The 23,852-nt window shown below is 67.7% G+C and carries 20 protein-coding genes; 14 read left to right on the top strand and 6 right to left on the bottom strand.

Annotation, left to right across the window (positions count from 1 at the left end; all coding sequences use genetic code 11):
* The first annotated feature begins 9 nt into the window (after positions 1-9).
* Positions 10-2,604, top strand: a complete 2,595-nt coding sequence (locus tag AC5RTY_RS11680; protein WP_494013111.1) for an ATP-dependent Clp protease ATP-binding subunit — start codon at positions 10-12, stop codon at positions 2,602-2,604.
* A gap of 212 nt (positions 2,605-2,816) precedes the next feature.
* Here the strand turns inward: AC5RTY_RS11680 and AC5RTY_RS11675 are convergent, their stop codons facing one another.
* Positions 2,817-3,539 carry a TetR/AcrR family transcriptional regulator C-terminal domain-containing protein gene (locus tag AC5RTY_RS11675; RefSeq protein WP_494013112.1) on the bottom strand — a complete coding sequence of 241 codons (723 nt, stop codon included), beginning with the start codon at positions 3,537-3,539 and terminating at the stop codon, positions 2,817-2,819.
* 102 nt (positions 3,540-3,641) lie between these two features.
* Here AC5RTY_RS11675 and AC5RTY_RS11670 point away from each other — a divergent pair, with 102 nt between their 5' ends.
* Together AC5RTY_RS11670 and AC5RTY_RS11665 are read left to right on the top strand one after the other, a co-directional pair.
* Positions 3,642-4,694 carry an NAD(P)-dependent alcohol dehydrogenase gene (locus tag AC5RTY_RS11670; RefSeq protein WP_494013113.1) on the top strand — a complete coding sequence of 351 codons (1,053 nt, stop codon included), beginning with the start codon at positions 3,642-3,644 and terminating at the stop codon, positions 4,692-4,694.
* Between the two features lie 99 nt (positions 4,695-4,793).
* The gene (locus AC5RTY_RS11665) at positions 4,794-5,477 is read left to right on the top strand and encodes a pullulanase X25 domain-containing protein (RefSeq protein ID WP_494139577.1); all 684 of its coding nucleotides are present in this window, start codon (positions 4,794-4,796) and stop codon (positions 5,475-5,477) included.
* 95 nt (positions 5,478-5,572) lie between these two features.
* Here AC5RTY_RS11665 and AC5RTY_RS11660 read toward each other — a convergent pair whose 3' ends face one another.
* Positions 5,573-6,094, bottom strand: a complete 522-nt coding sequence (locus tag AC5RTY_RS11660; protein WP_494013115.1) for a CarD family transcriptional regulator — start codon at positions 6,092-6,094, stop codon at positions 5,573-5,575.
* Positions 6,095-6,522: 428 nt separating this feature from the next.
* Between AC5RTY_RS11660 and AC5RTY_RS11655 the strand changes: the two genes are divergently transcribed.
* Positions 6,523-7,746, top strand: a complete 1,224-nt coding sequence (locus AC5RTY_RS11655; protein ID WP_494013116.1) for a glycine cleavage T C-terminal barrel domain-containing protein — start codon at positions 6,523-6,525, stop codon at positions 7,744-7,746.
* Positions 7,747-7,811: 65 nt separating this feature from the next.
* Here the strand turns inward: AC5RTY_RS11655 and AC5RTY_RS11650 are convergent, their stop codons facing one another.
* Complete coding sequence (locus AC5RTY_RS11650) at positions 7,812-9,569, bottom strand: sensor histidine kinase (RefSeq protein WP_494139576.1); 1,758 nt, start codon at positions 9,567-9,569, stop codon at positions 7,812-7,814.
* A gap of 58 nt (positions 9,570-9,627) precedes the next feature.
* Between AC5RTY_RS11650 and AC5RTY_RS11645 the strand changes: the two genes are divergently transcribed.
* From AC5RTY_RS11645 to AC5RTY_RS11630, 4 genes are read left to right on the top strand one after another with little or no spacing between them, the layout of a single operon-like run.
* Positions 9,628-10,740 carry a response regulator gene (locus AC5RTY_RS11645; protein ID WP_494139575.1) on the top strand — a complete coding sequence of 371 codons (1,113 nt, stop codon included), beginning with the start codon at positions 9,628-9,630 and terminating at the stop codon, positions 10,738-10,740.
* Positions 10,737-12,689 (top strand): glycosyltransferase family 2 protein, encoded by a 1,953-nt coding sequence (locus AC5RTY_RS11640; RefSeq protein WP_494139574.1) that lies wholly within the window; start codon positions 10,737-10,739, stop codon positions 12,687-12,689. Before AC5RTY_RS11645 ends, AC5RTY_RS11640 begins: the two co-directional genes overlap by 4 nt.
* Complete coding sequence (locus AC5RTY_RS11635; RefSeq protein WP_494002209.1) at positions 12,673-13,005, top strand: STAS domain-containing protein; 333 nt, start codon at positions 12,673-12,675, stop codon at positions 13,003-13,005. The genes AC5RTY_RS11640 and AC5RTY_RS11635 overlap by 17 nt, the downstream gene beginning before the upstream one ends.
* On the top strand, positions 12,998-13,438 hold the full coding sequence (locus AC5RTY_RS11630) for an ATP-binding protein (protein WP_494139573.1): 441 nt from the start codon (positions 12,998-13,000) through the stop codon (positions 13,436-13,438). The genes AC5RTY_RS11635 and AC5RTY_RS11630 overlap by 8 nt, the downstream gene beginning before the upstream one ends.
* Positions 13,439-13,465: 27 nt before the next feature.
* Here the strand turns inward: AC5RTY_RS11630 and AC5RTY_RS11625 are convergent, their stop codons facing one another.
* Positions 13,466-14,719, bottom strand: coding sequence for a M20 family metallo-hydrolase (locus AC5RTY_RS11625; protein ID WP_494139572.1), 1,254 nt, complete (start codon positions 14,717-14,719; stop codon positions 13,466-13,468).
* The gene (locus AC5RTY_RS11620) at positions 14,716-16,410 is read right to left on the bottom strand and encodes an amidohydrolase (RefSeq protein WP_494139571.1); all 1,695 of its coding nucleotides are present in this window, start codon (positions 16,408-16,410) and stop codon (positions 14,716-14,718) included. The genes AC5RTY_RS11625 and AC5RTY_RS11620 overlap by 4 nt, the downstream gene beginning before the upstream one ends.
* Before the next feature lie 162 nt (positions 16,411-16,572).
* On the opposite strand from AC5RTY_RS11620, the gene AC5RTY_RS11615 reads away from it, so the two are divergent.
* The 3 genes from AC5RTY_RS11615 (at position 16,573) to AC5RTY_RS11605 (ending at position 20,693) form a co-directional block, all read left to right on the top strand.
* Positions 16,573-17,769, top strand: a complete 1,197-nt coding sequence (locus AC5RTY_RS11615) for a helix-turn-helix domain-containing protein (protein WP_494110372.1) — start codon at positions 16,573-16,575, stop codon at positions 17,767-17,769.
* 186 nt (positions 17,770-17,955) lie between these two features.
* Positions 17,956-19,284: an MFS transporter gene (locus AC5RTY_RS11610; protein WP_494002204.1), complete on the top strand. Its 1,329-nt coding sequence runs from the start codon at positions 17,956-17,958 to the stop codon at positions 19,282-19,284.
* A 134-nt stretch (positions 19,285-19,418) separates the two neighbouring features.
* Entirely contained in the window at positions 19,419-20,693 is a 1,275-nt protein-coding gene (locus tag AC5RTY_RS11605; RefSeq protein WP_494013126.1) for an ArgE/DapE family deacylase, read from the top strand.
* A 44-nt stretch (positions 20,694-20,737) separates the two neighbouring features.
* Here AC5RTY_RS11605 and AC5RTY_RS11600 read toward each other — a convergent pair whose 3' ends face one another.
* Complete coding sequence (locus tag AC5RTY_RS11600) at positions 20,738-21,361, bottom strand: DedA family protein (RefSeq protein WP_494013127.1); 624 nt, start codon at positions 21,359-21,361, stop codon at positions 20,738-20,740.
* Positions 21,362-21,445: 84 nt separating this feature from the next.
* On the opposite strand from AC5RTY_RS11600, the gene AC5RTY_RS11595 reads away from it, so the two are divergent.
* From AC5RTY_RS11595 to AC5RTY_RS11585, 3 genes are all read left to right on the top strand, one after another.
* Positions 21,446-22,459, top strand: coding sequence for a pirin family protein (locus AC5RTY_RS11595; RefSeq protein ID WP_494013128.1), 1,014 nt, complete (start codon positions 21,446-21,448; stop codon positions 22,457-22,459).
* Positions 22,460-22,493: 34 nt separating this feature from the next.
* The gene (locus AC5RTY_RS11590) at positions 22,494-22,841 is read left to right on the top strand and encodes a GNAT family N-acetyltransferase (RefSeq protein WP_494013129.1); all 348 of its coding nucleotides are present in this window, start codon (positions 22,494-22,496) and stop codon (positions 22,839-22,841) included.
* 96 nt (positions 22,842-22,937) lie between these two features.
* A complete protein-coding gene (locus AC5RTY_RS11585; RefSeq protein ID WP_494013130.1) occupies positions 22,938-23,849 on the top strand; it encodes a hypothetical protein in 912 nt (303 codons plus the stop codon).
* Positions 23,850-23,852 lie beyond the last annotated feature (3 nt).

Raw genomic sequence — 23,852 nt, 5'->3', positions numbered from 1 at the left:
GGATTATCCATGCCACTGTTCTTCGGACCAGCTTCCGGCAACGGTTCATTCGACGAGTTCCTGGCCCGCTACCTGCAGGGCCAGCGGGCGGCCCAATCCCGCACGGTCGACCTCACCCGGCTGCTCAGCCGCCGCACCCATGAAGTGCTGGCGCAGGCAGCCCGGTTTGCCGCAAGCCTCGGCCACATCGAGGTGGACGCGCTGCACATCCTGCACGTCATGGTCGGCCAGGAGCCGGCCGCCAGCCAGATCAAGCTGACCGGCGCGGACCCGCAGACCATCGCGCGTTCCGCGGAGCAGGGCCTGCCGGAAAAGACCGGCCCGACCCGGGAAACGCCGTCGCTCACGCCGTCGGCGCAGCGTGCCCTGCTGGACGCCCACCAGGTCGCCCGCGCATTCGGCTCCACCTACATCGACCCCGAGCACCTCTTCGCCGCCTTCGTGCTGAACCAGGAGACCCCCGCCGGCCAAATCCTGGGCGGCGCGGGCGTCACCCCGCAGGCACTGCAGCAGGCGGCGGAGAAAGCTGCGGCGCAGCCCGACGGCCCCACCCCTGCAACCGGCCCGCAACAGAGCACCGGCACCGAGTCGGAAACCCCCATGCTGGACCAGTTCGGCACCGACCTGACGGCCCAGGCCCGGGAGAACCGGCTGGACCCGGTGATCGGCCGGGCGGACGAAATCGCCCAGACCATCGAAATCCTCGCGCGCCGGACCAAGAACAACCCGGTGCTGATCGGCGAGGCCGGCGTGGGCAAGACCGCCATCGCCGAGGGGCTGGCGCAGGCCATCGTGGCCGGCGACGTCCCGGAACAGCTGCGCGGCAAGCGTGTGGTGTCACTGGATCTGCCGGGCATGCTGGCCGGCACCCGCTACCGCGGCGACTTCGAGGAACGCCTGACCAAGACCCTGGACGAGATCAGCGCCGCGAGCAGCGAACTGATCGTGTTCATCGACGAACTGCATACCGTGATCGGCGCCGGTGGCGGCGGCGAGGGCGGCATGGACGCCGGCAACATCCTCAAGCCCCGGCTGGCCCGCGGCGAACTGCACGTGCTCGGCGCCACCACCCTGGGCGAGTACCGCAAGGTGGAGAAGGACCCGGCCCTGGAGCGGCGCTTCCAGCCCGTCATGGTCTCAGAGCCCTCGATCGAGGACGCCGTCCGCATCCTGTCCGGCCTCAAGGACCGCTACGAAGAACACCACCAGGTGGCCTACACCGAGGCAGCGATCCGGGCCGCCGTCGAGATGTCCTCCCGCTACCTCACCGACCGGTTCCTGCCGGACAAGGCGATCGACCTGATCGACCAGGCCGGCGCACGGCTGAGCCTGCGACGCGGCCCGCGCGTTGACGTGGAGGCCATGCGCGGCCGGCTGGCCGAGCTGGAGTCGGCCAAGAACGCCGCCGTCGCCGAGGAACGCTACGAGGACGCCTCGAAGCTGCGCGACGAAATCGAAGAGCTGAAGGCCCGGCTGGAAGCCGCCTCCGCCCAGCAGTCGGCCCCGGGTGCCACGGAAGATCACGACGGCGGGGCCCGCCCCGGCGTCGCGTCTTCCGATGTGGTGGGCGAGGCCGAGATCGCCGAGATCATCTCCCGCGCCACCGGCATTCCGGCCGCCCGGCTGACCCAGGGCGACCGGCAGCGGCTGGCGCGGTTGGAGGAGGACCTGCACGCCCGGGTGATTGGCCAGGACGATGCGGTGGCCGCTATCGCCAGGTCCGTGCGGCGCAACCGCACCGGCATGGGGGACGAGGGCCGGCCCGTCGGCAGCTTCCTGTTCCTGGGCCCGACCGGTGTGGGCAAAACCGAGCTGGCCAAGGCCCTGGCGGAGTCGCTGTTCGGTGACGAGGACGCCATGGTGCGCTTCGACATGAGCGAATACGGCGAGCGCCACACCGTCTCACGGCTGGTCGGCGCCCCTCCGGGCTACGTCGGCTACGGCGAGGCCGGCCAGCTGACCGAACGCGTCCGCCGGCGCCCGTACTCTGTGGTGCTGCTGGACGAGGTGGAGAAGGCCCACCCGGACGTTTTCAATCTCCTGCTGCAGGTCCTCGACGACGGACGCCTTACCGACGGGCAGGGCCGCACCGTGGACTTCCGCAACACCGTTGTGATCATGACCTCCAATCTCGGCTCGGAGTTTCTGGCCAGCAAGGGCGGAGCGCTGGGCTTCACCGCCAACGACGGGGTGGACGGCTTCGGAAGCGAGCAGGATCTGCGCGCCCGGGTGATGGGCCGGCTGCGCGAAACCATGCGGCCGGAGTTTTTGAACCGGATCGACGAGATCGTGCTGTTCCGCAAGCTGGACCAGGAGCAGCTCCGTTCCATCGTGCGGCTGCAGTTGCGCAAGACCGAAGTCCGGCTGGCGGCTCAGGGCATCGCGCTGGAGGTTGGCGAGGACGCCGTGGCCTGGATCGCAGAGGCCGGCTACGAGCCCGAATACGGCGCCCGGCCCCTGCGCCGCGTGATCCAGCGCGAGCTTGATGACCGGATTGCGGACCTGCTGGTGGCCGAGGCCGTTGCCGACGGCGGGCGAATCCGCGTGGCGGCCGGCGACGACGGGCTGCGCGTCGCGGCAGATAGCATGTCCGCTGCGGCATAGCGGCGGCGACTGACGCCGGGCGCGGTTGATGTGCCCGCGCGCACCAATCGCAACCCCGGAGCGATGGCGGGGCACTCCACCGGAGTGGGGTGACCCGCCGCTCCGGTTCAGGCCAACGACAATGCGGAATAAAGGCGGGGCCTCACGGGCCCTCCTGCCTGCAATCGCGTTCCAGGGTTCCGGGCCCATGGCCTCGCCCGCGACCCGGTGGTTCAGGGCGAGGGCGCCTCGGCCCGCTCTGGTGTCTCTTCGCCAGTCCCGGAGCGGCCCTGCAGCGACGCCGCCAAGCCGCCGATAATGAGGTCGAGGCCGAAGTCGAACTCGTGGCTGAAGTCGTATCCGGGCTGCAGCACATGCTCCACGGCGAACTCCCGCAGGTGTGGATAGTCCTCGACGGTGAACATCTCCACCATCGGCCCGCCGACCTCCGCCAGGCTGTCCGGCCCGTCGAAAGGCAACGATGCCTCCTGGAGAGCCGTCCCGTAAACGTACGCATCGAGCACCGCATAGGCGTGGGCCGCCAGCGGCAGCGAGAACCCGGCAGCCCGAAGGGTCCCCAGGGTCGCATCGTGGTGGCGCAGGTTTGCCGGTCCCGGCGCGGTGCGCGATTCCATCAAGGCTATGGCCCACGGGTGGCGGCGCAGCACATCGCGGGCCGAGGCGGCACGCCGCTTCAACTCCGCCTTCCACTCCCGGCCCGGCACCGGCAGTTCTATCTCTTCGAAGACGGCGTCGACGATGCCGTCGAGGATCTCGTCCTTGTTCCGCACGTGGTGGTAGAGCGACATCGGTTTGGCGTCCAGTGCCTGGGCCAGTGAACGAATGGTCAGGCGGGCCAGCCCGCCGCCGTCGGCGATGTCCATGGCGGCGCGGAGCACCCGTTCCCTGCTGAGTGGCTCGCGTTGCGCGGGGGCGCTGCCCGGTTTTTTGATCATTGTTCCCGCGACTATAGCATTCTCGTACTTTGTACGGTAGCTTCGTACATTGTACGAAGTACTTGGGCTCCACGTCATCCACGTCCTCGAGAAGGAAGTCCCATGGAACCAACAGAATCCACCCCTTCGGCCGCGAACACGCAGCCGGTTCCCGGCAGCGGCTCCCCGGACCCCATAAGACCCACGATGCGCGCCATAGTGCAGACCCGGTACGGGATCACCGATGCCCTGCACCCCGAAGAGATCGCAGTACCGGAGGTCGGCGAAAGCCAGGTCCTCATCAAGGTCCGCGCCGCAGGCCTGGACCGCGGGACATGGCACATGGCCACCGGCCTGCCGTACCCGGTCCGCGCCGTCTCCGGGTGGAAGTCCCCGAAGAACCCGGTCCCCGGGCTTGACGTCGCGGGAACGGTAGCGGCGGTAGGCAGTGCCGTCACGAAATTTTCGATCGGAGACGAAGTCTTCGGTTTCGGCAAGGGTTCCTTCGCGGAATTTGCGGTGGCAGCGGAGTCGCTGCTGGCCCGAAAGCCGGCAGACCTGACTTTCGAGCAGGCAGCGGCCCTTCCGGTCTCCGGCGTGACAGCGCTGCAGGCGCTGCGGGACGCCGGCCGCGTACAGGCCGGGCACCGCGTACTCATCACGGGGGCCTCCGGCGGCGTCGGCACCTACGCCGTGCAGATAGCCACGGCCCTGGGCGCCACGGTCACCGGCGTCTGCAGCGCAGCCAAGGCGGAGCTGGTGCGGAGCCTCGGTGCCGGGACCGTCATCGACTACGCCCGCGAAGACTTTGCGGCAGCAGGACACAAGTATGACGTGATCGTGGACATCGCCGGGAACCCGTCCCTGTCGCGCGTGCGCCGATCCATTGCAGCGGACGGCACGGCGGTTATCGTCGGCGGCGAGCATGGCGACCGCTGGACGGGCGGCCTGTTCAGGCCGCTGGGCGGAATGATCCTGTCCCTCTTCAACCGGCAGCGTGTTGTCATGTTCATGGCCCGACAGGCGGCTTCGGACCTCGGACGGCTGAGTGAGCTGATCGTCTCGGGGCAGCTGAAGCCAGTGCTCGACCACACTTATCCGCTGGAGCAGATGCCGGAAGCACTCCGCCGTCTGGAGGCCGGCGAGGTGCGGGGCAAGGTGGTCATCAAGGTCTAGGGGAGCCGACACACAACGCCAAATAGTGGTGCTCGGCACGGCCGGGTAACAGACTGGGAGCGTCACCAGTTCCGGCAGCCCCGCGAAGGAGCCACGGCCATGCTTAAAACCCATCTGCGTCTCAAACCTGTCCTCGAGATTCTGGCGGCGGCAGCCGCAACCGGCACTCGGCCTGACGCCAGGGACGTCATCAGCGAGGCCTTGCGGCGCGTACCGCCGACCGCGCACGAGAAGGAGTTGCTGAGCGGCGGTGTGCCCCGCGGCTTCAAAAACCTGACGACGGCGACCGCGCGGCTGGTGAAAGCCGGCTGGATGTCGAAGGACCGCGGCGGGTGGGCCATCACCGAGGACGGGCTGCGGGCGGTCACCGCCTTTTCCGATGGCGCCGAACTGGCCGCAGCCCTCGCGGCGGGCACCCCGCTGCCGGAACCGTCGCCGCCGGCGGCGGAGCCCGCCCTGCCCGCCGACCAACCTGCTGGAGTCGCCGTGGTGGGCGACTTCGGCGTGCTGCTCGGCGCCGACCAGGATTGGGACCCGGCCGACGGGGCGGTGCAGATGCGCTTCGACGCCACGGACGGCTTGTGGAAGCTGGACGCCGAGCTGCCCGCCGGCCGGTATAACTTCAAGTTCGCACTGAACCGCTCGTGGGAGGAAAACTACGGGGCGTATGGCGTGCTTGACGGCGCCAACCACGAGTTCCAGCACGACGGCGGCGCGCTCACCATCGCGTACGACCACGCCATCCATGACCTGGCCGCGACATCCCGACTGGTCCGCGCCTGACCCTTCGGCGGCGCGCGGCGGCAATGGGCACGTCGTCGCCGTCGCTCCGCCCCCCGACGTCGAGCCCGCGGTCGCACTGCGCGCGTCGTCGTCGTTCAGGCGCTGGCCAGGTGCTCCACCTCCGGCCCCGAACCGGTCGCCACGGACTCGAGGACCTCTTCGGCTTCCTGCAGATCAATGCCCTTGGACAGCGCAATTTCCGTGACGAGCGGTTTCTTGGCGTACTGCAGCATGTCCTTCTCGGCGTGGGACATGTTGCCGTTGGCGTGCAGCCGCCGGGCGAGGTCGCGGACCAGTCCCGCGATCACGAAGATGTCGCCGGTGCGGAGCCGTTCCTGGTTGTCCTTGAAGCGCCGGGACCACTGCGGATCCTCCTCCCGCGAGGCGGCGCGCAGCACGTCGAACAGTGCCTCCAGCTGTCCCTCATCGAAGACCGGCCGCAGGCCGACCTGCTCGGCACGCTCCAGCGGGACACCGACCGTCAGGTTCGAGTTCTTGACTTCCAGCATGACGTAGCGGCATTCCGCGTCCTGCCGCAGGGGCCGGGTTTTGATGCCTCGGACCACGGCCGGACCGTGGTGTGGGTGAACAAGGGTTTGACCTTCAGCAAACAGCATTTGAGAGTCCTCTGATTCGCACGAGCGCCACACTCGACATCAGTGGACGGAGCGCCCCGGGGCCCTCGCGCCAGACGGTCGTCCCACGGATCGAAACCGCGGCCAGCAGACCGGAGCTTCGATATTGTGAGCACGCGGACCGGCTCGGATCCATGCGGATGGACCCGCCCAAACCCGCGAGCTTGGCTGCCTCAATTATCTCACGCGTGCGCCTGATGTCCGTGGGAATACCAAACGGTGGGACCCCTCGCGGCCGTGGGCCCGCGCGGCAGATGGGACGCCGCGGCGCCGCGCAACCGGATGGCGCTGCCCCTTGACTCCCCGGCGGAGCGACTGCCACCATGGCAGTCTCACATGGCGCAAAGTTGCGCATCATGCGCAACTCCTCAGGTCCGGCTGGCGCCAGAACCTCGAAGGAGAAAGCCCCTATGTCGGAGATTCTCGATTCTGGCTCCGCCCAGTTCAACGGCACCGATTCGTCCCGCGTTAACCCCAACCCGGCCGTCACCCTTTACACGCGGCTGCGCAAGTCCCCTTACTTCTGGAAGTCGCGAGAGCACGGCGTCGCGGCCTACAGCGTGTACAACCACACCTACCACCCGCGCCATTACGGCGATCCGGTCAGCGAGTACTGGTCGCTGCTGAACGACGTCACCCTGTGGGACGTCGGCGTGGAGCGGCAGCTGCAGATCAGCGGCCCGCAGGCCTTCGACTTCACCAACATGCTCACCCCGCGGGACCTGACCAAGTGCGAGGTGGGCCAGTGCAAGTACGCTTTCATCACCGCCGCCGACGGGGGCATCATCAACGACCCCATCCTGCTGCGCGTGGAGGAGAACAAGTTCTGGCTCTCGCTGGCGGACAGCGACGTGCACCTGTGGGCCATGGGCCTGGCGCACGCCGGCGGCTGGGACGTCACCGTGGAAGAGGTGGACGTGGCACCCGTCCAGGTCCAAGGCCCGAAGGCCAAGGGGCTGATGTCCGACCTGTTCGGCCCGCAGATCCTGGACATGCCGTACTACTACATGCAGCACCACACCCTCAACGGCATGGACGTGGTGGTCAGCCGGACCGGCTACACCGGCGAAGTCGGCTACGAGATCTACCTCTACAACGCCACCGCAAACGCCGGGCGCCTCTGGGACACGGTTTGGGAAGCCGGGCAGGCGCACGACCTGCGGGTTATCGGCCCCTGCCACATCCGCCGGATCGAGGCGGGCATGCTGGCCTACGGGTGCGACATCACCCTCGGCACCAACCCCTTGGAGGTTGGTTACGACTACAACTGGATGGTGGATCTGGACCAGGAAGCGGACTTCGTGGGCAAGGAAGCGCTCGGCCGCATCCGGGAGAAGGGCATCGACCGGCTGATGGTCGGCGTCGAGATCGGCGGCGAGCCGCTGGGCAGCTACAACGACGGCTCCATGATCGAGCCGTTCCCGGTCTCGGTCGGCGACGGCTCCCCCATCGGGGAGGTCACCAGCGCCTGCCACTCCCCGCGGCTGGACCGGAACATCGGCCTGGCCATGGTGCCGATCGACCTCAGCGGCGAAGGCACCACGCTGTCCATCCACACGCCCGAAGGAGTCCGCGACGGCCAGGTCGTCCAAAAGCCCTTCGTCGACCCCGCCAAATCCACACCCAAGGACTGAAACCGCCAAAACCACAACGACGGCGGAGCCCACCTGTAGAAGGCGGGCCCCCCCGTCGTTCGGGGTTACGGCTCTTGCCGGGCGCCGACGGTGGCGCTCTGGACGCTGGTCTTATCGGCTTCGGATTCATCGTCCCGGGGCGGCCCGGCTACGGGCAGGGTGAACGTGAAGACGCTGCCCCGGCCGGGCTCGCTCTCACAGCTGATGCTGCCGCCGTGCCGTTCCACGATGTCCTTGGACAGGGCAAGTCCGAGGCCCAGCCCCGGGATGGAACTACGGCGGGCGGCGGGACTGCGGAAAAACCGCGTGAAGACGTTGCGGCTTTCCTCGGCGCCCATCCCCATGCCCCGGTCCGCCACCTCGCATCGAACGGCTTCGTCGCCGCCGGTGCAGCTGACCGTGACGTCACCGCCCTGCGGGGAGTACTTGATGGCGTTGGACAGCAGGTTATCCAACACCTGCCGGACCCGCGCCGGGTCGCAGACCACCCGCAGGGCAGGCGGCGCCTGTACGGCGAGCGTGATGCCGCCGGCGGCGGCCCGGGGTTCTGCTGCTGCTACGGCCTGCGCCACGATATCCCCGAGATCCGCAGGAACCGGCTGCAGCTCGGAGAAGCCGGCGGCCGTCCCCAGCAAATCCTTGACCAGGGCGAGCAACTGGTGCGAATTGCGGAGGATGGTGTCCAGGCCTGCCGCCATGTTCTCTGGCAAGTCCGGCGTCAGCGCCAGCAACTCGGCATACCCCTGGATGGAGGTCAGCGGAGTTCGCAGTTCGTGGGACACGCTGGACAGGAAATCACTCTTCGCTTCCAGCGCGGACACCAGTTCCGTGACGTCGTTGAAGGCGAGCACGGAGCCTTCGCGCCGGCCGCTGCCGTCGACCATCGCCTGGGCGGACGCGGAGAGTACCCGCTGCCGCGGGGGCCGGCCGAACCAGACCAGGTATTCGGCAAACGACTCGCCCCGCAGTGCGCGGCGGATGGGCCGATCCTGGACGGGCATAAGCGATTTGCCTCCGTCGGCATAGAGCTCGAGCCTGGATTCCGGCGCGTCCTCGTCGCCCGGCGGCAGCGCCAGGCGGCGCAGCTCTTCCTGCCGACGGTTGCGCAGAGTCGGGTTGCCGTCCTCATCGACGGCCAGGACCCCCACGTTCACGGCGTTGACGACGGCTGACAGGAGCCGTTCGCGCTTGTCGCTGGCTTCCAGCAGCGCGCGGAGCCTTGCGTCCTTGGCCTCGACCACCTGCTGCTGTTCCATCATGCTCGCGGTCATGACCCGGACGGTGATTCCGATGGCCAGCATCATGAAGGGGATGAGCAGCGGGTGGATTAACGCATCGAAAGTGACGGCAGGCTGCTTGAGGAACACCGGAATCCACACCATCGCCAGCGCGGCCAGCGCGCCCCCGATGACGGACAGCCGCGGCAGTTGTCCGGAGGCCGCCAGCCAGATCACCGGGAAAGCGGCCAGCAGCCCTACCCCTGTCAGGAGCGACCCGGCGCCTTCGCGCAGCAGGCCGATCGGAATGAAATCCAGCAGCGGGATGATCAGGAACGACGGGTACGGCAGCTTCTCCCACGGAACGAGGAAACACGCCGCCAGCAGTACCGCGTTGAGCACCATGCTGAGTTCAAAGAGCGGATTCACCAGGAGCGGGGGAGAAAAAAGCCACGTGCCCACCCCCAGGAACAGCATGGTGATGGACAGCGGCAACTGGCTCATCACTACCCGCCCGCGCAGTGAGAGGTCGTGGAACTTCACCCGATGCAGGGTCAGCAGGTCGAGGATTTTTTCCATGGCGGCGAACTCCAATATCGTCGTCACGGGCGGATTCTGCAGTGACGGATGTGACAAACGGGAAGATAACCGCCTTAATGAAAGCATGCCAGCTGCCCCCAGCAACCGCCGTGCCGTCATAGTCGAGGACAACGCGGACATCCGCCGGTTGCTGGCCCAAATCGTCTCCGACCAAGGCTTCACGGTGGCGGAGGCAGAAAATGGGCGGGACGGCCTCGAGCTGGTCCGCAACGGCGGCGCCGACCTCATTACGTTGGATTTGAACCTGCCCGATCTGGACGGCATTGAAGTCTGCCGGCAGGTCAGGACCTTTTCCGACGCCTACATACTGATGATTACCGCGCGCGCTGAGGAGCTGGACCGGCTCAGCGGGTTGAACACGGGCGCCGACGATTACATCAGCAAGCCGTTCAGCCCCCGGGAGCTCCAGGCAAGAATCGGAGCGCTTTTCCGCCGCCCGCGATCCCAACCCGTTGAGGCGATTCCTAGCGAAGACCAGAAACGCGCAGCCGAGGTTCAGCGCAGCCTTCTGCCGGCCGAGCCCCTGAGACTTCAAGGCTATGAGATCGGCGGCCGTTGCCGGCCCAGCCGAAGCGTGGGCGGGGACTTTTTCGACTGGTGCGCCACGGAAAACGGGCTGCAACTGACGGTCGCCGATGCCATGGGCAAGGGCATGGGCGCTGCCCTTATCGCCGCGACGGTTCGCGCGGTGTTGCGCGCCTCCCACGGACACGCGGACATCGTCCCGGCCTTCCAGGCGGCGAGCCAGTCGCTCGAGAGCGACCTGGCCCAGTCCGACTCCTTCGTCACGATCTTTCATGCCAGGCTGGACGCCGGGAACTCTACGGTCGACTACGTGGACGCGGGGCACGGGCTTGGGCTGCACCTCTACGACGGCGGCCTGCGCCGCCTGCCCTCGGGTGGCCCGCCCGTCGGTGCCGTCCCGGGCAGCACGTGGGCCGCAAGCCGTCTGCTGCTGGAGCCCGGCGAATCGCTCCTTGTACTCAGCGACGGGCTTCTCGATGCCTTCGACTCGGTGGACGCAGCCATGGACGCGGTGGCCGCCGTTGCCAGCTCCGGCGACGATGTCCGGGACGTCTGCGATGCCGTGTTGGACCTGGCCGGCGCCGCGGTGGCGGACGACATCACCGCCGTGATGCTGCGCCGATGCCCGGCAGACAGCCCGGTCCGCTCGTGAAACGTTTTGCCATCCGGCTGCTGGTGGTTCTGACGGTCATCCTCGGAACCAACTACCTCGCGTGGCGATGGCTCGACTCGCTCAACTGGTCGGCGTGGTGGATAGCCGTCCCCTTGGTGCTGGCCGAGACCTACAGCCTGATCGACGTCGGACTCTTTGGTTTAACGGTCTGGCGGTTCCGGGAGCGCAAAGCGCCGCCACCGCCTGCGGACGCCACCGTCGACGTTTTCATCACCACCTACGACGAGCCGCTGGACCTCGTCATGGCTACCGCGCTGGCGGCGCGGGACATCCGTTACCCCCACAGCACCTGGATTTTGGACGATGGCGCCAGGCCGGAGCTGGGCGAACTGGCCGCCCGCCACGGGCTGGGCTACCTGACCCGCACCGGTGACTGGGCGGACAAGCCGCGGCACGCCAAAGCGGGCAACCTGAACAACGCGCTGATGATGACCCACGGGGAATTCCTCTTGATCCTCGACGCCGACCAGGTCCCCCGGCCCGACATTCTGGACAAGACGCTGGGGTATTTCAACCAGCGCAGGGTCGCCCTCGTCCAGACCCCCCAGTACTTCAGCAACGTTCCGGCCAACGATCCGCTGGGCAGCCAGGCCCCGCTGTTCTACGGGCCCATTCAGCAAGGCAAGGACGGCTGGAACGCAGCCTTCTTCTGCGGTTCCAATGCCCTGCTCCGGCGCGAAGCGTTGATGCAACTGGGCCTGGCCGGCTATGTCACCGAAGTCGACCGCGGGGTTCACCGCGCGCTCGCAGGGGCGCGAAGTGCCATCCGCAAGGCCCGAAGGTCCCCGGAGGCGGCAGATCCACTCGTGGCAATGCTGCTCGACGACGTGGAGGCCGCCACCGACACGGCCCGCGCCAGCCTCCGAAGCGGCGGGTCGCTCAGCGAAATCACTTATGACCTCCGGAAGAAGGTCGACGACGCCGTGCGGTCCTTGGTTGCCGAGAACTTCGCGGCCGTGGAAGCGGACCTGGCCGAGATCGCCGCCATGGAACTCGGGGGCACGGCCGGTGTGCCCGAGCCGGACGAATTGGACGGCGCGCTCGAGCGGATGTCCCGGCGGGATTGGTCCCCGCTGGGGGCGCTGGGATCAGTGCAGGCGGTGCTGGACGCCGTCTCGATAGAACGCCCCGACGAGGCCCAGCCGGTGATGCCGTTGGCCACCATCTCCGTGACAGAGGACATGGCGACCTCGATGCGGTTGCATTCGATGGGGTGGCACAGCGTCTACCACCACGAGGTACTCGCCCACGGCCTGGCCCCGGAGGACCTCAAAACCATGCTGACCCAGCGGCTGCGCTGGGCCCAGGGCACCGTCCAGGTCATGCTGCGCGAGAACCCGCTGGCGCAACGCGGGCTGAGGCTCGGCCAACGGTTGATGTACTTCTCCACGATGTGGAGTTACCTCAGTGGCTTTGCCGCGGTGATCTACTTCGCCGCGCCAATCGTCTACCTCACTCTGGGCATCCTCCCCGTCAACAGCCTGAGCACGGACTTCTTCATCCGGTTCATCCCGTTCATGGTGGTCAACCAACTGCTGTTCGCCGTGGTGGGCAAGGGCGTCAGCACCTGGCGCGGGCAGCAGTACAGCCTCGCCCTCTTCCCCACCTGGATCAAGGCCTGCACGACGGCGGCCCGCAACGTGTGGCTGGGACGGCCCCTCGGCTTTGCCGTCACTCCGAAAGCCCGCCAATCCGGGGGGAGCAGCTGGAACCTGATCACACCCCAGCTGGTCACCATGGCTTTGCTGGTTGCTGCCCTCCTGACGGGCGCGGCAAGACTGGCGGCCGGACTGAACGAACCCGTGGGCACGCTGGTGAACGTGGCCTGGGTTATGTTTGATTTGCTGATTCTGGGCGTGCTGGTCAAGGCCGTCAGGTACAAAGGGTTCAAGCCCGACGAAAGGAACGTGGATGCAGTTCACCGTTGAGACCACGCCCGCCTATGCCGAAGTCATCGGGAGCGGCCGGCTCAACATGGTCGCAGCACCCCGCCTCCGGGAAGTTGTCGCGGCCGTCGTGGCTAAAGGAAACCACCATGTGGTGGTGAATATGGCGGGTACGGAGTTCATGGACTCCTCCGGCCTCGGGGCGCTCATCGGCTGCCTGAAGATCGCCCGGCAAGCCGGGGGCGACCTCCGCATCGCGAACGTGCAGCCGCAGGTGAGGATGGTGCTTGAGCTGACCAGCATGCACCGCGTGCTGACTCCTTACCAGAGCGTCGACGCGGCGTTTTCCGATGACTGAGGTCCTCGCCCGAACGACACGCCAGGGGCTGGCCACGGCCGAAACCGTCGAGGCCCTGCACGAGGACTTCGAGGCGCTGTGGACGAAAGCCGACTTCGTTCCGGACTTGGACCGGATGGCCTTCTCGACTGCCGTGATCGAGGCCGCCACCAATGTGGTCCAGCACGCCGTCCCTGCTTCCGAAACTCCCCTCCAGCTCGGTGTTGAGATCACCATCTGGTCCCGCCGGTTGGAAGCACGCATTTCCGAAATCGGCGCAGCACCTTCCAGCCCCGGCATCTCGAACCCGCAAGAGCACGACGTCGACGACGGGTCGGAGTCAGGGCGCGGACTCAACCTGATCCATGCCTTGGTCAGCACCGTCACCTTCGAGCGCCACGGCGAGGACAACGTATGGGTCCTCTGCCGCCATGCCTCCGAGGACAGCGCCTGAAGCCGCCGTCCGGCTGCTTACCGGCTCCTAGCCGGCCGCGAGCTCCCCGGCGACCAGCCGCCGCGCGACCTCGGTCAGCAGTTCCACGCCGCGCACAGCGTCGTCGTCCCGGGTGAATTCGGCCTCGTTGTGGGAGATCCCTTCGACGCTGGGAACGAAGAGCATGACCGTCGGCACAACGTCCTTCAGGTTCGTCGAGTCGTGGCCGGCCACGGTCATGATATCCGTGTGGCTGAACCCGAGCCGCTCCGCGCTGGCGATGCCGAGCGCCACGCCCGCGGGCTGGTAGGACACCAGTCCCCACCGGTGGGTCAGCTCCAAACCGACCGTCGTCCGGGACACGGCCTCCGCCTCGGCGATCCTTTTGTCCAGCAATTCCATGGCGCGGGCCAGGACGTCCTCATCCGGCGACCGCAGGTCCAGGTTCATGACGGCCTGGCGCGCAATGGTCACCGGCGAGTTGGGCAACACGTACATCTCGGAGACCGAGGTGTGCAGCTGGCCGGGGGCGAACTCCGCGGCGAGGTCGCGGGCGGCGGAGATGACCAGGGCGGCTCCGTAGAGGGCATCCCTGCGGTCCTCCATCCGGGTGGAGCCGGTATGCGACTGCTCCCCGTCCACCGTGACGCGGTACTTGCTCGCCGCCCACGTGCGGTCCACGATTCCGACCTGCGTGCCGGTTTCCTCGAGGCTCCGGCCCTGTTCAATATGGATCTCGGCGTAACGGGCCACGTCGGCGAGCCGGGGGGCGCCGTCGTCGGCGGTGCGGTGGCCGGCGGCCAAGGCCGCGGCAACCGTCGTCCCGGCCGGATCCGCGGTGGCCAGCGCCTCTTCCAGGGGCAGCTTCCCCGTGAAAACCGAACTGCCCATCATGCTGGGCGTGAAGCGGCTGCCTTCCTCGTTGAACCAGTTGACCACGGCCACGTTGTAGACCGGGTCGATCCCGCCCGCGGCAGCTTCGGCCGCCACGCGGGCCGCGGCGTGGGCCCCGGCCAACACGCCGTAGGCGCCGTCGTACCGCCCGGCCAACGGCTGGGAGTCCAGGTGCGAGCCGAGCAAGACATAGGGAGCACCGGGAACAAGTTCAAGGGTCCCGAACTGGTTTCCGGCGGCGTCTACCGTTTCCGTGAAGCCGTGCCGCGCCAGCCACTCGCCGAACCACCGGCGGGTGGCATGGTCCTCCGGCGTACCGGCCTGCCGGTCCACGCCGCCGCCGGCGGTCGCGCCGAACCCGGACATGGCACCGAAGTCGTTGAGAAATCCCTGGCCGGTCGTGCTCATCGTGCTTCCTCCCCCGTCGACGCCGTCGCCGCATCAGCGAAGTCCAGTGCCGGAAATTTCTCCGCGCCGAAGCGAATGTCGCCGCCCACCATGGTGGCCAGCACCTGCGTGGCGCCGATGCGCGACGGCTCGACGGCAGTGGGGTCTTGGTCCAGAAAGACCAGGTCGGCCAGCATGCCCGGTACCAACCGGCCCTTGGTGTCCCCCGCTCCCGTCGCCGCGGCGGAACCGACGGTGTAGGCGGCCAGCGCCTCGGCCGCGGTGATCCGCTCGTCGGGGCCGTATACCTCGCCGGACGGGGTCAGCCGCTGCACGAACGATTGGATCACGTCGAGCGGACGGCCGTTGGACACCGGTCGGTCCGAGCTGCCCGGCAACGTGGCGCCGCGCCGCAGCAGGCTGTTGGCCGGGTAGGACGTGGCCGTCCGCTCCGGACCGAGCAGCCGCGCCATGCCGTCGCCGAACTCGGTGATGAAATGCGGCTGCGGCACCAGGACGATGCCGGCCGCGGCGATGCGGTCCAACTGCTCCGGCCGGATCACGCCGCCGTGCTCAATCCTGTTGGGCAGCGGCCTGCGGCCGTAGATTTCCTGGGCTTCGGTGATGATGTCGATCGCGTGGTCGATGGCGTGGTCCCCGATCGCGTGCATCGCGATGGACCAACCGGCGCGGTACGCCTCGAGGGACGATGCGCGCAGCACTTCGGCGTCCATTTGCAGGTAGCCGTGGTTGTGGGGGCAGCCGACGTACTCTTCGGTGACGTAGGCGGTGCTGCCCAGCAGCGATCCGTCGCTGAAGATTTTCACCGGTCCCAGCCGGAGCCAGTCGTCCCCCAGACCGGTGCGGATGCCGGCGTCGAGGCCCCGCGAGACCGGGTCTGCGTCGTGCCCTGGAACCTCGTGCAAGGCATCCAGAACCAGCATGGGTTGCATCCGGACGCTCAGCAGCCCCTTGTCCCGTGCACTTTGGTAGGCGCCGAACTCGCGCGGTGAGTAGCCGATCCAGCCGCCGGCGATGCCTGCGTCGGTGACGCTGGTGATGCCCTCGGTCAGATAGTGGGTGGTCGCGAGGTCCAGCGCGCGTTCGATGGTCGCCAGCGGGTAGGGCAGCATGATGTCCTGCACCAACCGCATGGCGTTCTCTTCCAGCAGCCCGGTGGGCCGGCCCTGGGCATCCGTGACAACGACGCCGCCATCGATCGGCGCGGCAAGGTCGGCGCCGCGTGCGGCGATGAGATCGAGTGCGACACCGTTGACATTGCAGGCGTGGCCGGAGGAGTGCTTGATCCATACCGGGCGGCCGCCGGCGGCAGCATCGAGCCGGTCGCGGTCAGGCTGGGCTCCGCCGTGCAGCAGCGGGCTGTACCCCGAGGCCACCACCCATTCGTCCTCCGCCAGCGTGGACGCGGCGTCGGCTATCACCGCATAGGCCTCATCGAGGCTGGCGACGGTCCCCAAATTCGCTTCCATCAGGCCGAGCCCGAACCAGACGCTGTGGGCGTGCACGTCATTGAAGCCGGGGACGATGACCGCACCGGCGGCGTCGACGACCCTCCGGGCCCGGGGCGCGGCCTGCGGGTCGACGTCGAGTGCCAGCACCTTCCCGTCGTGGATCAGCAGGTTTTCTGCCACCGGATGTCCGGGGTCCTGGGTCAGTATGCGGGCGTTGCGGATCAGGAGATCGACGAGCATGAGTCCTCTTCGTGCTTTCGCTGCGGCGTGCCCGGAGCGGTAGATGGCGCAGCTAGCCGTGCCCGGCGCCCCCTCCATTTCAACACTGGAGCAATGTCACGCTCAATGGACAAAAGACGCCATCTCCAGCGAAAGGATTAGGCAAATGCATAAGATGGATGCATGAGCGAGCCGCGCGTAGAGCCCTTCCCCCACGACGCCAGCCGGCACCGGGACTTCAATCCCGACCCGTCGGCCGAACCTCAGTGGACCGAACTTATCCGGCGCCTGTGGCAGGAACGCGATTTACTGGTCAGCGACTTCCTGGAGCGCTTTGCGGCCATCTCCTATGAGGGGGCACTGGTTCCGGACGAGGATGTCCGCCGGACAGCGGTGGACACGATGGAGATGTTCCTGTTCCAGATGGCCGGCCTCGAGTTGCCGCCCGATCTTCGGTCCCTGCCGAGGGATGTGGCTTCCCGCCGGGCACGCCAGGGGGTTCCGCTGGAGGCCTTCCTGAGCGCGGTACGCAACGACTTCCGGGTCCTGTGGAAAGGCCTTGAACGCGTTGCACGGGGGCACGGCACCGACGTGCTCGTTGCCAACATGGACCGGGTCTTGGACACTGTGGAGAGATACGTCAGCAGCATCCAGCAGGCGTTTTCGGAAGAGGAAGCCCTGCTTGCCCGCGACAAGCAGCTGCACCGGCAACGGCTGCTTTCGCGGCTCTTTAACACCGACACCCAAAACACCGGCGAGGTCTCCGACATCGCCGCCGGCTTGGAAGTAGAAAGCTCGGACGTGTTTGAACTGATTGCGGTCACCAAGGAGGCCGCGACGAAGTTGCCGGACCAGCCGGCGGCCGACCGTCACACCTTCTCCTACGAACGCGCCGGCGCCCTCTACCTTTTCCGGGTAAGCCGAGCCGGACGGACCTGGCAGGACGATCCGCCCGAATTTCCGGCCGGCTATATGCCCGGCGTGGAGGGCCTGGCCGCGATTCCGCAGGCGGCAGCGGCGGCTTTGGTTTTGGCCGCCAAGCACGGTGCCGATACGGGGCTGGCCACCATCGCGGGCACCTGGATGTCCATCGCCCGGGACCTCCTGGAGAAGGCGCTCCCCGGATTCTCGCTCCCCGTCACCACGGCACTGGACCACTGCACGCCGCATGAGCGCCAGCGGTTGCTGCAGGTGGCGCAAAGTTACGGCCGTACCGGTTCGATCAAGGAAACCGCGGAGGAACTGTACTGCCACCGAAACACGGTGGTCAACCGGCTGCATTCGCTGGAGGAAGTCATCGGGCTGGACATGACGGTTCCGGCGCAGGCAGCGCTCGCACTCGTGGCGCTCGCGGACTACAAAAATGGGCACAAGTTGTGAAAAGGCACAAGTAAGCTCTGTCAAGCCGGTGAGTATTGTCATTGTTCAGGGGAATGGCACTACCTTACAGTCGAGAGGTACTTCACAGCTCTACCTCGGGATGTCCTCCGTTCAGGGCCATAGGAATTACGGGCTGCCGCTGCCTCCTCCAACGATGCCGGCCCCGCACAGCTTGAAAGGCAACACGTGACGACGCCGCAATCTCTCAACACCCCCGGCGCTCCGCCGAAAGTCTCCGGCAAGGACGCAGGCAAGATCGCCCGGGCCGCCTTCGTCGGAACGGCGCTCGAGTGGTACGACTACTACCTCTTCGGCACGGCCGCCGCGTTGGTGTTCAACCGCCTGTTCTTTACGGAACTGGATCCCACGGCCGCGTTGCTGGCTTCGTTCGCCACCTTCGGCGTCGGCTTCGCAGCCCGTCCGATCGGCGCTATGCTGTTCGGCTACATCGGCGACAAGTACGGCCGCCGGCCCGCCCTGCTGACCACCATCGTCATGATCGGCGTCGCCACCGGCCTGATCGGCCTGCTGCCCGACTTCGGCAGCATCGGCCTGGCGGCCCCGATCCTGCTCGCCGTCCTGCGGCTCGTCCAGGGACTGGCCGTGGGCGGCGAATGGGGTGGCGCGGTCACGATGGCCGTCGAGCACGCCCCGGCCGAGAAGCGCGGCCGGTACGCCGCCCTGGTCCAGGTCGGCTCGCCGGTGGCGACCCTGCTGGCCTCCACGGCGTTCACCCTCGTGCTGCTCTTCCCGTCCGACTTCTTTGACGCCTGGGGCTGGCGCATTCCCTTCCTGCTGGCCTTCCCGATGCTCCTGATCGCCCTGTGGATCCGGCTCAAGGTGGAGGAGTCGCCGATCTTCAAGGATCTGCTGGCCCAGGAAGAGACCTCCAAGGTCCCGGCCTTCGACGTCTTCCGCAACGCCGGCGGCCGCCTGGTGGTTGCCGTGCTCGCCGCCCTGCTGGGCGTGGGCGGCTTCTACATGATCACCACCTTCGTGGTCAGCTACGGCGTCAACACCCTGGGTGTGGACCGCAACGTGATGGTCAACGCCACCCTGATCGCCGCCGTCGCCCAGATCATCGTCACCATCCTGATGGGCCGGCTCGCGGAAAAGATCGGCCCGGGCAAGGTCACCATGTGGGGCGGCATCCTCACCGCCGTCCTGGCCTTCCCGTTGTTCGCCATGATCGACACCAAGTCCCCGCTGCTGATCACCTTGGCCATCACGTTCGGCATCATGCTGATCGCCGTGGCGTACGCGGTCAACGGCGCGCTGCTGACCGAACTGTTCCCGGCGAAACTGCGTTACTCCGGCGTGGCCCTGGGCTACAACATCGCCGGCGCGACCAGCGGCTTCATGCCCATGATCGCCACCGCCATGCTCGGCGTCTCCGGCAACCAGTCCTGGGGCGCGGCCATGATCCTTGCCATCATCGCGCTGCTCACGGCCCTCGGCGGGTTCCTCGGCGAACGGCTGCGGGTCAAGGACAAGCAGATCGTGGCCGACAGCTAAGTCCCCACGCCCGCCCCACCCCGGGGCGGGCTCCGGCCTCCGGTGGACACCGCCTCCGGAAGCCAGCGTCTCACCACCTCGCGGGGAGCCGTCCAGCCGGGCGGCTCCCCCGCGCCATATCAAGGAGCATTCGGATGATCAATGACGAACAGTCCCAACGTATTCTCGATGCCGTCGACGCCGCGTTCGACGCGCAGCTGGCCTTCACCCAGGAGCTGGTGAAGCACCCGTCGCTCCGGACCGCGGAAGGCAGCGCGCAGGACCTGCTGCACACGGCGATGGCCGCCCGCGGCCTGGAAATGGACCGCTGGCAGCTGGATCCCGACGAGCTCGCCACGCATCCGGGCTTCGGCCCCGTCACCGTCTCCTACGACGACGTCGACAATGTTGTCGGCACGTACCGGCCTGCCGCCGAAACCGGCCGCTCGCTTATCCTGAACGGACACGTCGACGTGGTGCCGGAAGGGCCGGAAGAGGCATGGTCGCGCTCCCCCTGGGATGCTCCCATCATCGACGGCTGGATGTACGGCCGCGGAGCCGGCGACATGAAGGCCGGGCTGGCCGCCAACCTCTTCGCGTTCGACGCCGTCAAGGCGGCCGGCCTCGAACCCGCCGGCCGCATCCACTTCCAGTCCGTCGTCGAAGAGGAATGCACGGGCAACGGTTCCCTGTCCGCGCTGATGCGCGGGTACCGGGCGGACGCGGTCATCATTCCCGAGCCCGAAGAGGACATGCTGGTCCGGGCCAACGTCGGGGTGCTCTGGTTCAAGGTGCGTGTCACCGGCAACCCGACCCATCCGCGCGAGATGGGCACCGGCTTCAACGCCATCGACGCCGCCTATACCGCCATCACCGCCCTGCGCGAGGTCGAGGAGAAGTGGAACGCGGAGCGGGGCCGGCACCGCTACTTCGAGGACCTGGAACACCCCATCAACTTCAACTTCGGGCAGATCATCGGCGGCGACTGGCCCTCCAGCGTGCCCGCCTGGTGTGAATTCGATGTGCGGGCGGCCATTTACCCCGGGATCCCGGCCGAGCAGGCCTGGCACGAACTGCAGGAATGCCTCGCCCGGCTGGGGGCCGGCCCCGAGCCGATCAAGGCCGTCGCCACCAAAACCGGATTCTTCTCCGAAGGCTACGTGCTGGAGCCCGGCAGCGAAGCCGAGTCCCTGCTGGAGAGCACGCACGAGCAGGTCTTCGGTCAGGAGCTTGGCAGTTTCACCACTCCCGGCTACCTGGACGGGCGTGTCTTCGCGCTCTATGCCGACACGCCCGCGCTTGTTTACGGCCCAGTCTCCGAAGCGATCCATGGCTTCGACGAGCGGGTATCCATCGAATCGGTCCGTCGAATCACCAAGAGCATCGCTCTGTTCATCGCCAACTGGTGCGGCGTGGAAGAGCGGGCCTGATGCAGTCGCCGGCACCCGCACTTCCTGCCGGTGCCGGCGACCGCCTAGCGGCCCCGATTCCCGCTGGACTCCATCCGTTGCCGGTTTTCCCACCACTTCAACGTGTGGTTGATCAGCGACCCGAGCACCAAGGACGCTGCGATGGCGAGCAGCACCGCGAACTCGGTGGACAGCTGCGGCCACACGCCCGACGCGGTGCCAATGCCCACCGAGTAGGCGGACCACAGCACACCGGCCAGGGCGGAGTGGGCCAGGAACCGGCGGCCGGGCTGGGGAATCATCGCGGCGGCCACATTAAGCGTCACCCGCCCCATGGGAACAAACCGGGACGTCAGCACCAGCGGCAGCCCCTTGCGCCCCAGCCCGGTGCGGGCCTTGCGGAAGCCTGACTGCCAGTGTCGCCCGGAGAACACCTTCCGCTCGGCGAGGTTGAAGCGGCGCACCAGAAAGAACGTGCCGGCGTCACCCGCTACCGCACCGGCCAGCATGGCGGCCGCCAGTACGTAAGGGTCGAGGTGGTCCGAGTGCACCGAGAGCGACCCCAGCGCGACGAACAGCGTGGTGCTCGGCACCGGAGGAACCAGCGCGGAAACGGTCACGGAGAGCGCACCGGCAGGGTAGATCCACCAGTAATCCAGGCTGCGCAGCAGTTCGCCGAGTTCTTCCATCCCCCCATCCTCCCCGATGCACGGCGGTGCAGGTGCAACGCTGCATCTGGCGACACGCTACAATCGCCCGTCTAAACTGGGGCCATGAGCAACCTGGAGGCGGCACCGAGGGAAGTTGTCTGTTCACTGGAAGCAGACTCCGCCGACGCGGAGGTCCTGGCGCCGCGTGACGTCCCGCTGGGCGGCATCCGGGCCATGAACGTCCGCCGCACCCTGCCGCAGAAACGGCGCAGCCTGATCGGTTCCTGGTGCTTCCTGGATCATTACGGGCCCGACCTGGTGTCCGGTACCGGCGGCATGCAGGTTCCCCGCCACCCGCACACCGGCCTGGCCACGGTCAGCTGGCTGTTCTCCGGCAAGATCGCGCACCGGGATTCGGCCGGGTTTGAAGCCATCGTGCGCCCGGGGGAAGTGAACCTCATGATCGCCGGCCGGGGCATCTCCCACCAGGAATTTTCGACGCCGGACACCACCGTCCTGCACGGCGCGCAGCTCTGGTTCGCCCTTCCGGACTCGACCCGCAACATGCCGCCGACGTTCGAACATTACGCACCGGAACCCGTCGTCGGCGACGGGACGGAGTTGCGCGTCTTCTTCGGTTCGCTGGCCGGCTCCACGTCTCCCGTCAACACCTACACCCCTCCGCTGCTCGGTGCCGAGGCCACGCTGCGTGCGGGGTCCCGGCTGGAACTCGCCCTGGACGCCGGGTTCGAACACGGAGTCCTGCTGGATACCGGCGACCTCCGGCTGGACGGAAACGACGTCCCGGTGGACCACTTGGTTTACCTCGCCCCCGGGCGAAAGCGCCTCGTCCTCGAGGCCGGGGACGCCCCGGCCCGGCTGCTGCTCATCGGCGGCCAGCCGCTGGGCGAGCAGATCATCATGTGGTGGAACTTCGTGGGCCGGAGCCATGAGGAGATCGTGGCGTACCGCGCCGCCTGGCAGGCCGAGATCGACGTCGACACCGCGCCGGAACCCGAAAACGGCACCTATCCGGACGGCGCCCCGTATCCCCGGTTCGGCCCCTTCCCCGACGGGACGCCCGCACCGCTGCCCGCCCCGACACTGCCGACCGTCCAGCTGCGACCCCGCGGCTGAGCACTGCCGGACCGACCCATCATCAGGAGGACCCATGGAAGCCGACGCCCCCATCGCCGTCCGCAGCAATGCCGGACGGCGCCGCTACGAACTGGTGGACGGCGGCAAGGTGATCGGCAAGGCCCACTGGTTGCCGTTCGAGGGGCCGTCGGGCCCCGAGCGTGTCTTCTTCCACACCACCGTTGACGAAGAGTATGCCGGGCAGGGACTGGCCGGACGCCTGGCCCGCTACGCGCTGGATGACACCGCCGCTGCCGGGGTGTCCGTGGTGACCGTATGCCCCTACATTAAGGCCTACGTCGAGAAGCACCCGGAGTACCTGGCCCAGACCGCCCCGGTGCGGCCCGAACACCTTAAAGCGGTCGAACGCGTCGCGGGCTAGGGAGACCGCCGGAACCCTTTGCCGTCGCCAACAGTTCTTAACGGGGAGAGATGACCCCGTGCACCGGCTTCCACCGGGCAGGCAAGGAGCGGAAACATGGGAATGTTCGACAAGCTGGTCCAAAAGGGCAAGCAAAAGGCCATCCAGTACGCCAAGGAGCAATTGGCCCAACGCACCGGACAGCAGCGCCCGCCGCGGCCCCAGGACTCCGGCCGGGGACCCGGCTACGGCCAGGATGCAGGCTACGGGCGCGGCCAAAACCGCGAATACGGCCAGGACCCTAACTACGACGGCGGTTACAACCGCGGCTACGGCCAGGACCGTAATTACGACCGCGGTTACGGGCAAGACCGTGGTTATGGGCAGGACCGCGGCTACGACGGCGGGTACAACCGAGGCGGTGGCGACGGCGGTCAAAGGTATCCGTCCCGGCCGCAGCCTCGCGACGGCAGGCCCGGGCAACCCGCCGGCCGGGACGCCGACCAGGCGGCCATCGCGAAATACAAGTACATGCTGCAGACTGCACCGCCCCAGGACATGGAGCGGGCCCACGCCGAAGCCTTCAACCGGTTGACCCCGCAGCAGCGCGCGATGCTCCGGGACGAGCTCAACAGCCAGCTCCCCGCCGCAGAGCGGGCCGCCTCCGACCGGCCCGAGACGCTGGCCAGGACCGCCACCCGCGCCGAACTGGCGCAGCCGGGCTTCATGGAACGGATCCTCGGCCGGAGCGGAACGGGCCGGGGCGGCGGCCGCCTTGCCGCCGGAGCCGCCGGCGCCGCGGGAGGTCTGGGCGCCGGCCTGCTGGCCGGTGTGGCCGCCGGCTTCGTCGGCTCGGCCATCGCCGGTCCCCTGCTGGAAGGATTCTCCGGCATCGGGGAAGGACTGGCCGGCGCCGCAGAAGGATTCGGCGACACCGTCGCCTCCGCCGGTGAGGGCTTTGCAGACAACGCAGGCTTCGGTGGTTTCTTTGGCGACGGCGCCGAGGGGCTCGGCGACTGGGAGATCTAGCGG

The organism is Arthrobacter sp. Y3224055, assembly GCF_059090825.1.
This window is presented reverse-complemented; position numbering and strand designations above follow the sequence as displayed.

What these genes read in the sequence shown, in the direction of transcription:
- AC5RTY_RS11680 (WP_494013111.1), top strand. Translation starts at nt 10, where the DNA reads ATGCCACTGTTCTTCGGACCAGCTTCCGGCAACGGTTCATTCGACGAG.
- AC5RTY_RS11675 (WP_494013112.1), bottom strand. Translation starts at nt 3,539, where the DNA reads ATGATCAAAAAACCGGGCAGCGCCCCCGCGCAACGCGAGCCACTCAGC.
- AC5RTY_RS11670 (WP_494013113.1), top strand. Translation starts at nt 3,642, where the DNA reads ATGGAACCAACAGAATCCACCCCTTCGGCCGCGAACACGCAGCCGGTT.
- AC5RTY_RS11665 (WP_494139577.1), top strand. Translation starts at nt 4,794, where the DNA reads ATGCTTAAAACCCATCTGCGTCTCAAACCTGTCCTCGAGATTCTGGCG.
- AC5RTY_RS11660 (WP_494013115.1), bottom strand. Translation starts at nt 6,094, where the DNA reads ATGCTGTTTGCTGAAGGTCAAACCCTTGTTCACCCACACCACGGTCCG.
- AC5RTY_RS11655 (WP_494013116.1), top strand. Translation starts at nt 6,523, where the DNA reads ATGTCGGAGATTCTCGATTCTGGCTCCGCCCAGTTCAACGGCACCGAT.
- AC5RTY_RS11645 (WP_494139575.1), top strand. Translation starts at nt 9,628, where the DNA reads ATGCCAGCTGCCCCCAGCAACCGCCGTGCCGTCATAGTCGAGGACAAC.
- AC5RTY_RS11635 (WP_494002209.1), top strand. Translation starts at nt 12,673, where the DNA reads ATGCAGTTCACCGTTGAGACCACGCCCGCCTATGCCGAAGTCATCGGG.
- AC5RTY_RS11630 (WP_494139573.1), top strand. Translation starts at nt 12,998, where the DNA reads ATGACTGAGGTCCTCGCCCGAACGACACGCCAGGGGCTGGCCACGGCC.
- AC5RTY_RS11625 (WP_494139572.1), bottom strand. Translation starts at nt 14,719, where the DNA reads ATGAGCACGACCGGCCAGGGATTTCTCAACGACTTCGGTGCCATGTCC.
- AC5RTY_RS11620 (WP_494139571.1), bottom strand. Translation starts at nt 16,410, where the DNA reads ATGCTCGTCGATCTCCTGATCCGCAACGCCCGCATACTGACCCAGGAC.
- AC5RTY_RS11615 (WP_494110372.1), top strand. Translation starts at nt 16,573, where the DNA reads ATGAGCGAGCCGCGCGTAGAGCCCTTCCCCCACGACGCCAGCCGGCAC.
- AC5RTY_RS11605 (WP_494013126.1), top strand. Translation starts at nt 19,419, where the DNA reads ATGATCAATGACGAACAGTCCCAACGTATTCTCGATGCCGTCGACGCC.
- AC5RTY_RS11600 (WP_494013127.1), bottom strand. Translation starts at nt 21,361, where the DNA reads ATGGAAGAACTCGGCGAACTGCTGCGCAGCCTGGATTACTGGTGGATC.
- AC5RTY_RS11595 (WP_494013128.1), top strand. Translation starts at nt 21,446, where the DNA reads ATGAGCAACCTGGAGGCGGCACCGAGGGAAGTTGTCTGTTCACTGGAA.
- AC5RTY_RS11590 (WP_494013129.1), top strand. Translation starts at nt 22,494, where the DNA reads ATGGAAGCCGACGCCCCCATCGCCGTCCGCAGCAATGCCGGACGGCGC.
- AC5RTY_RS11585 (WP_494013130.1), top strand. Translation starts at nt 22,938, where the DNA reads ATGGGAATGTTCGACAAGCTGGTCCAAAAGGGCAAGCAAAAGGCCATC.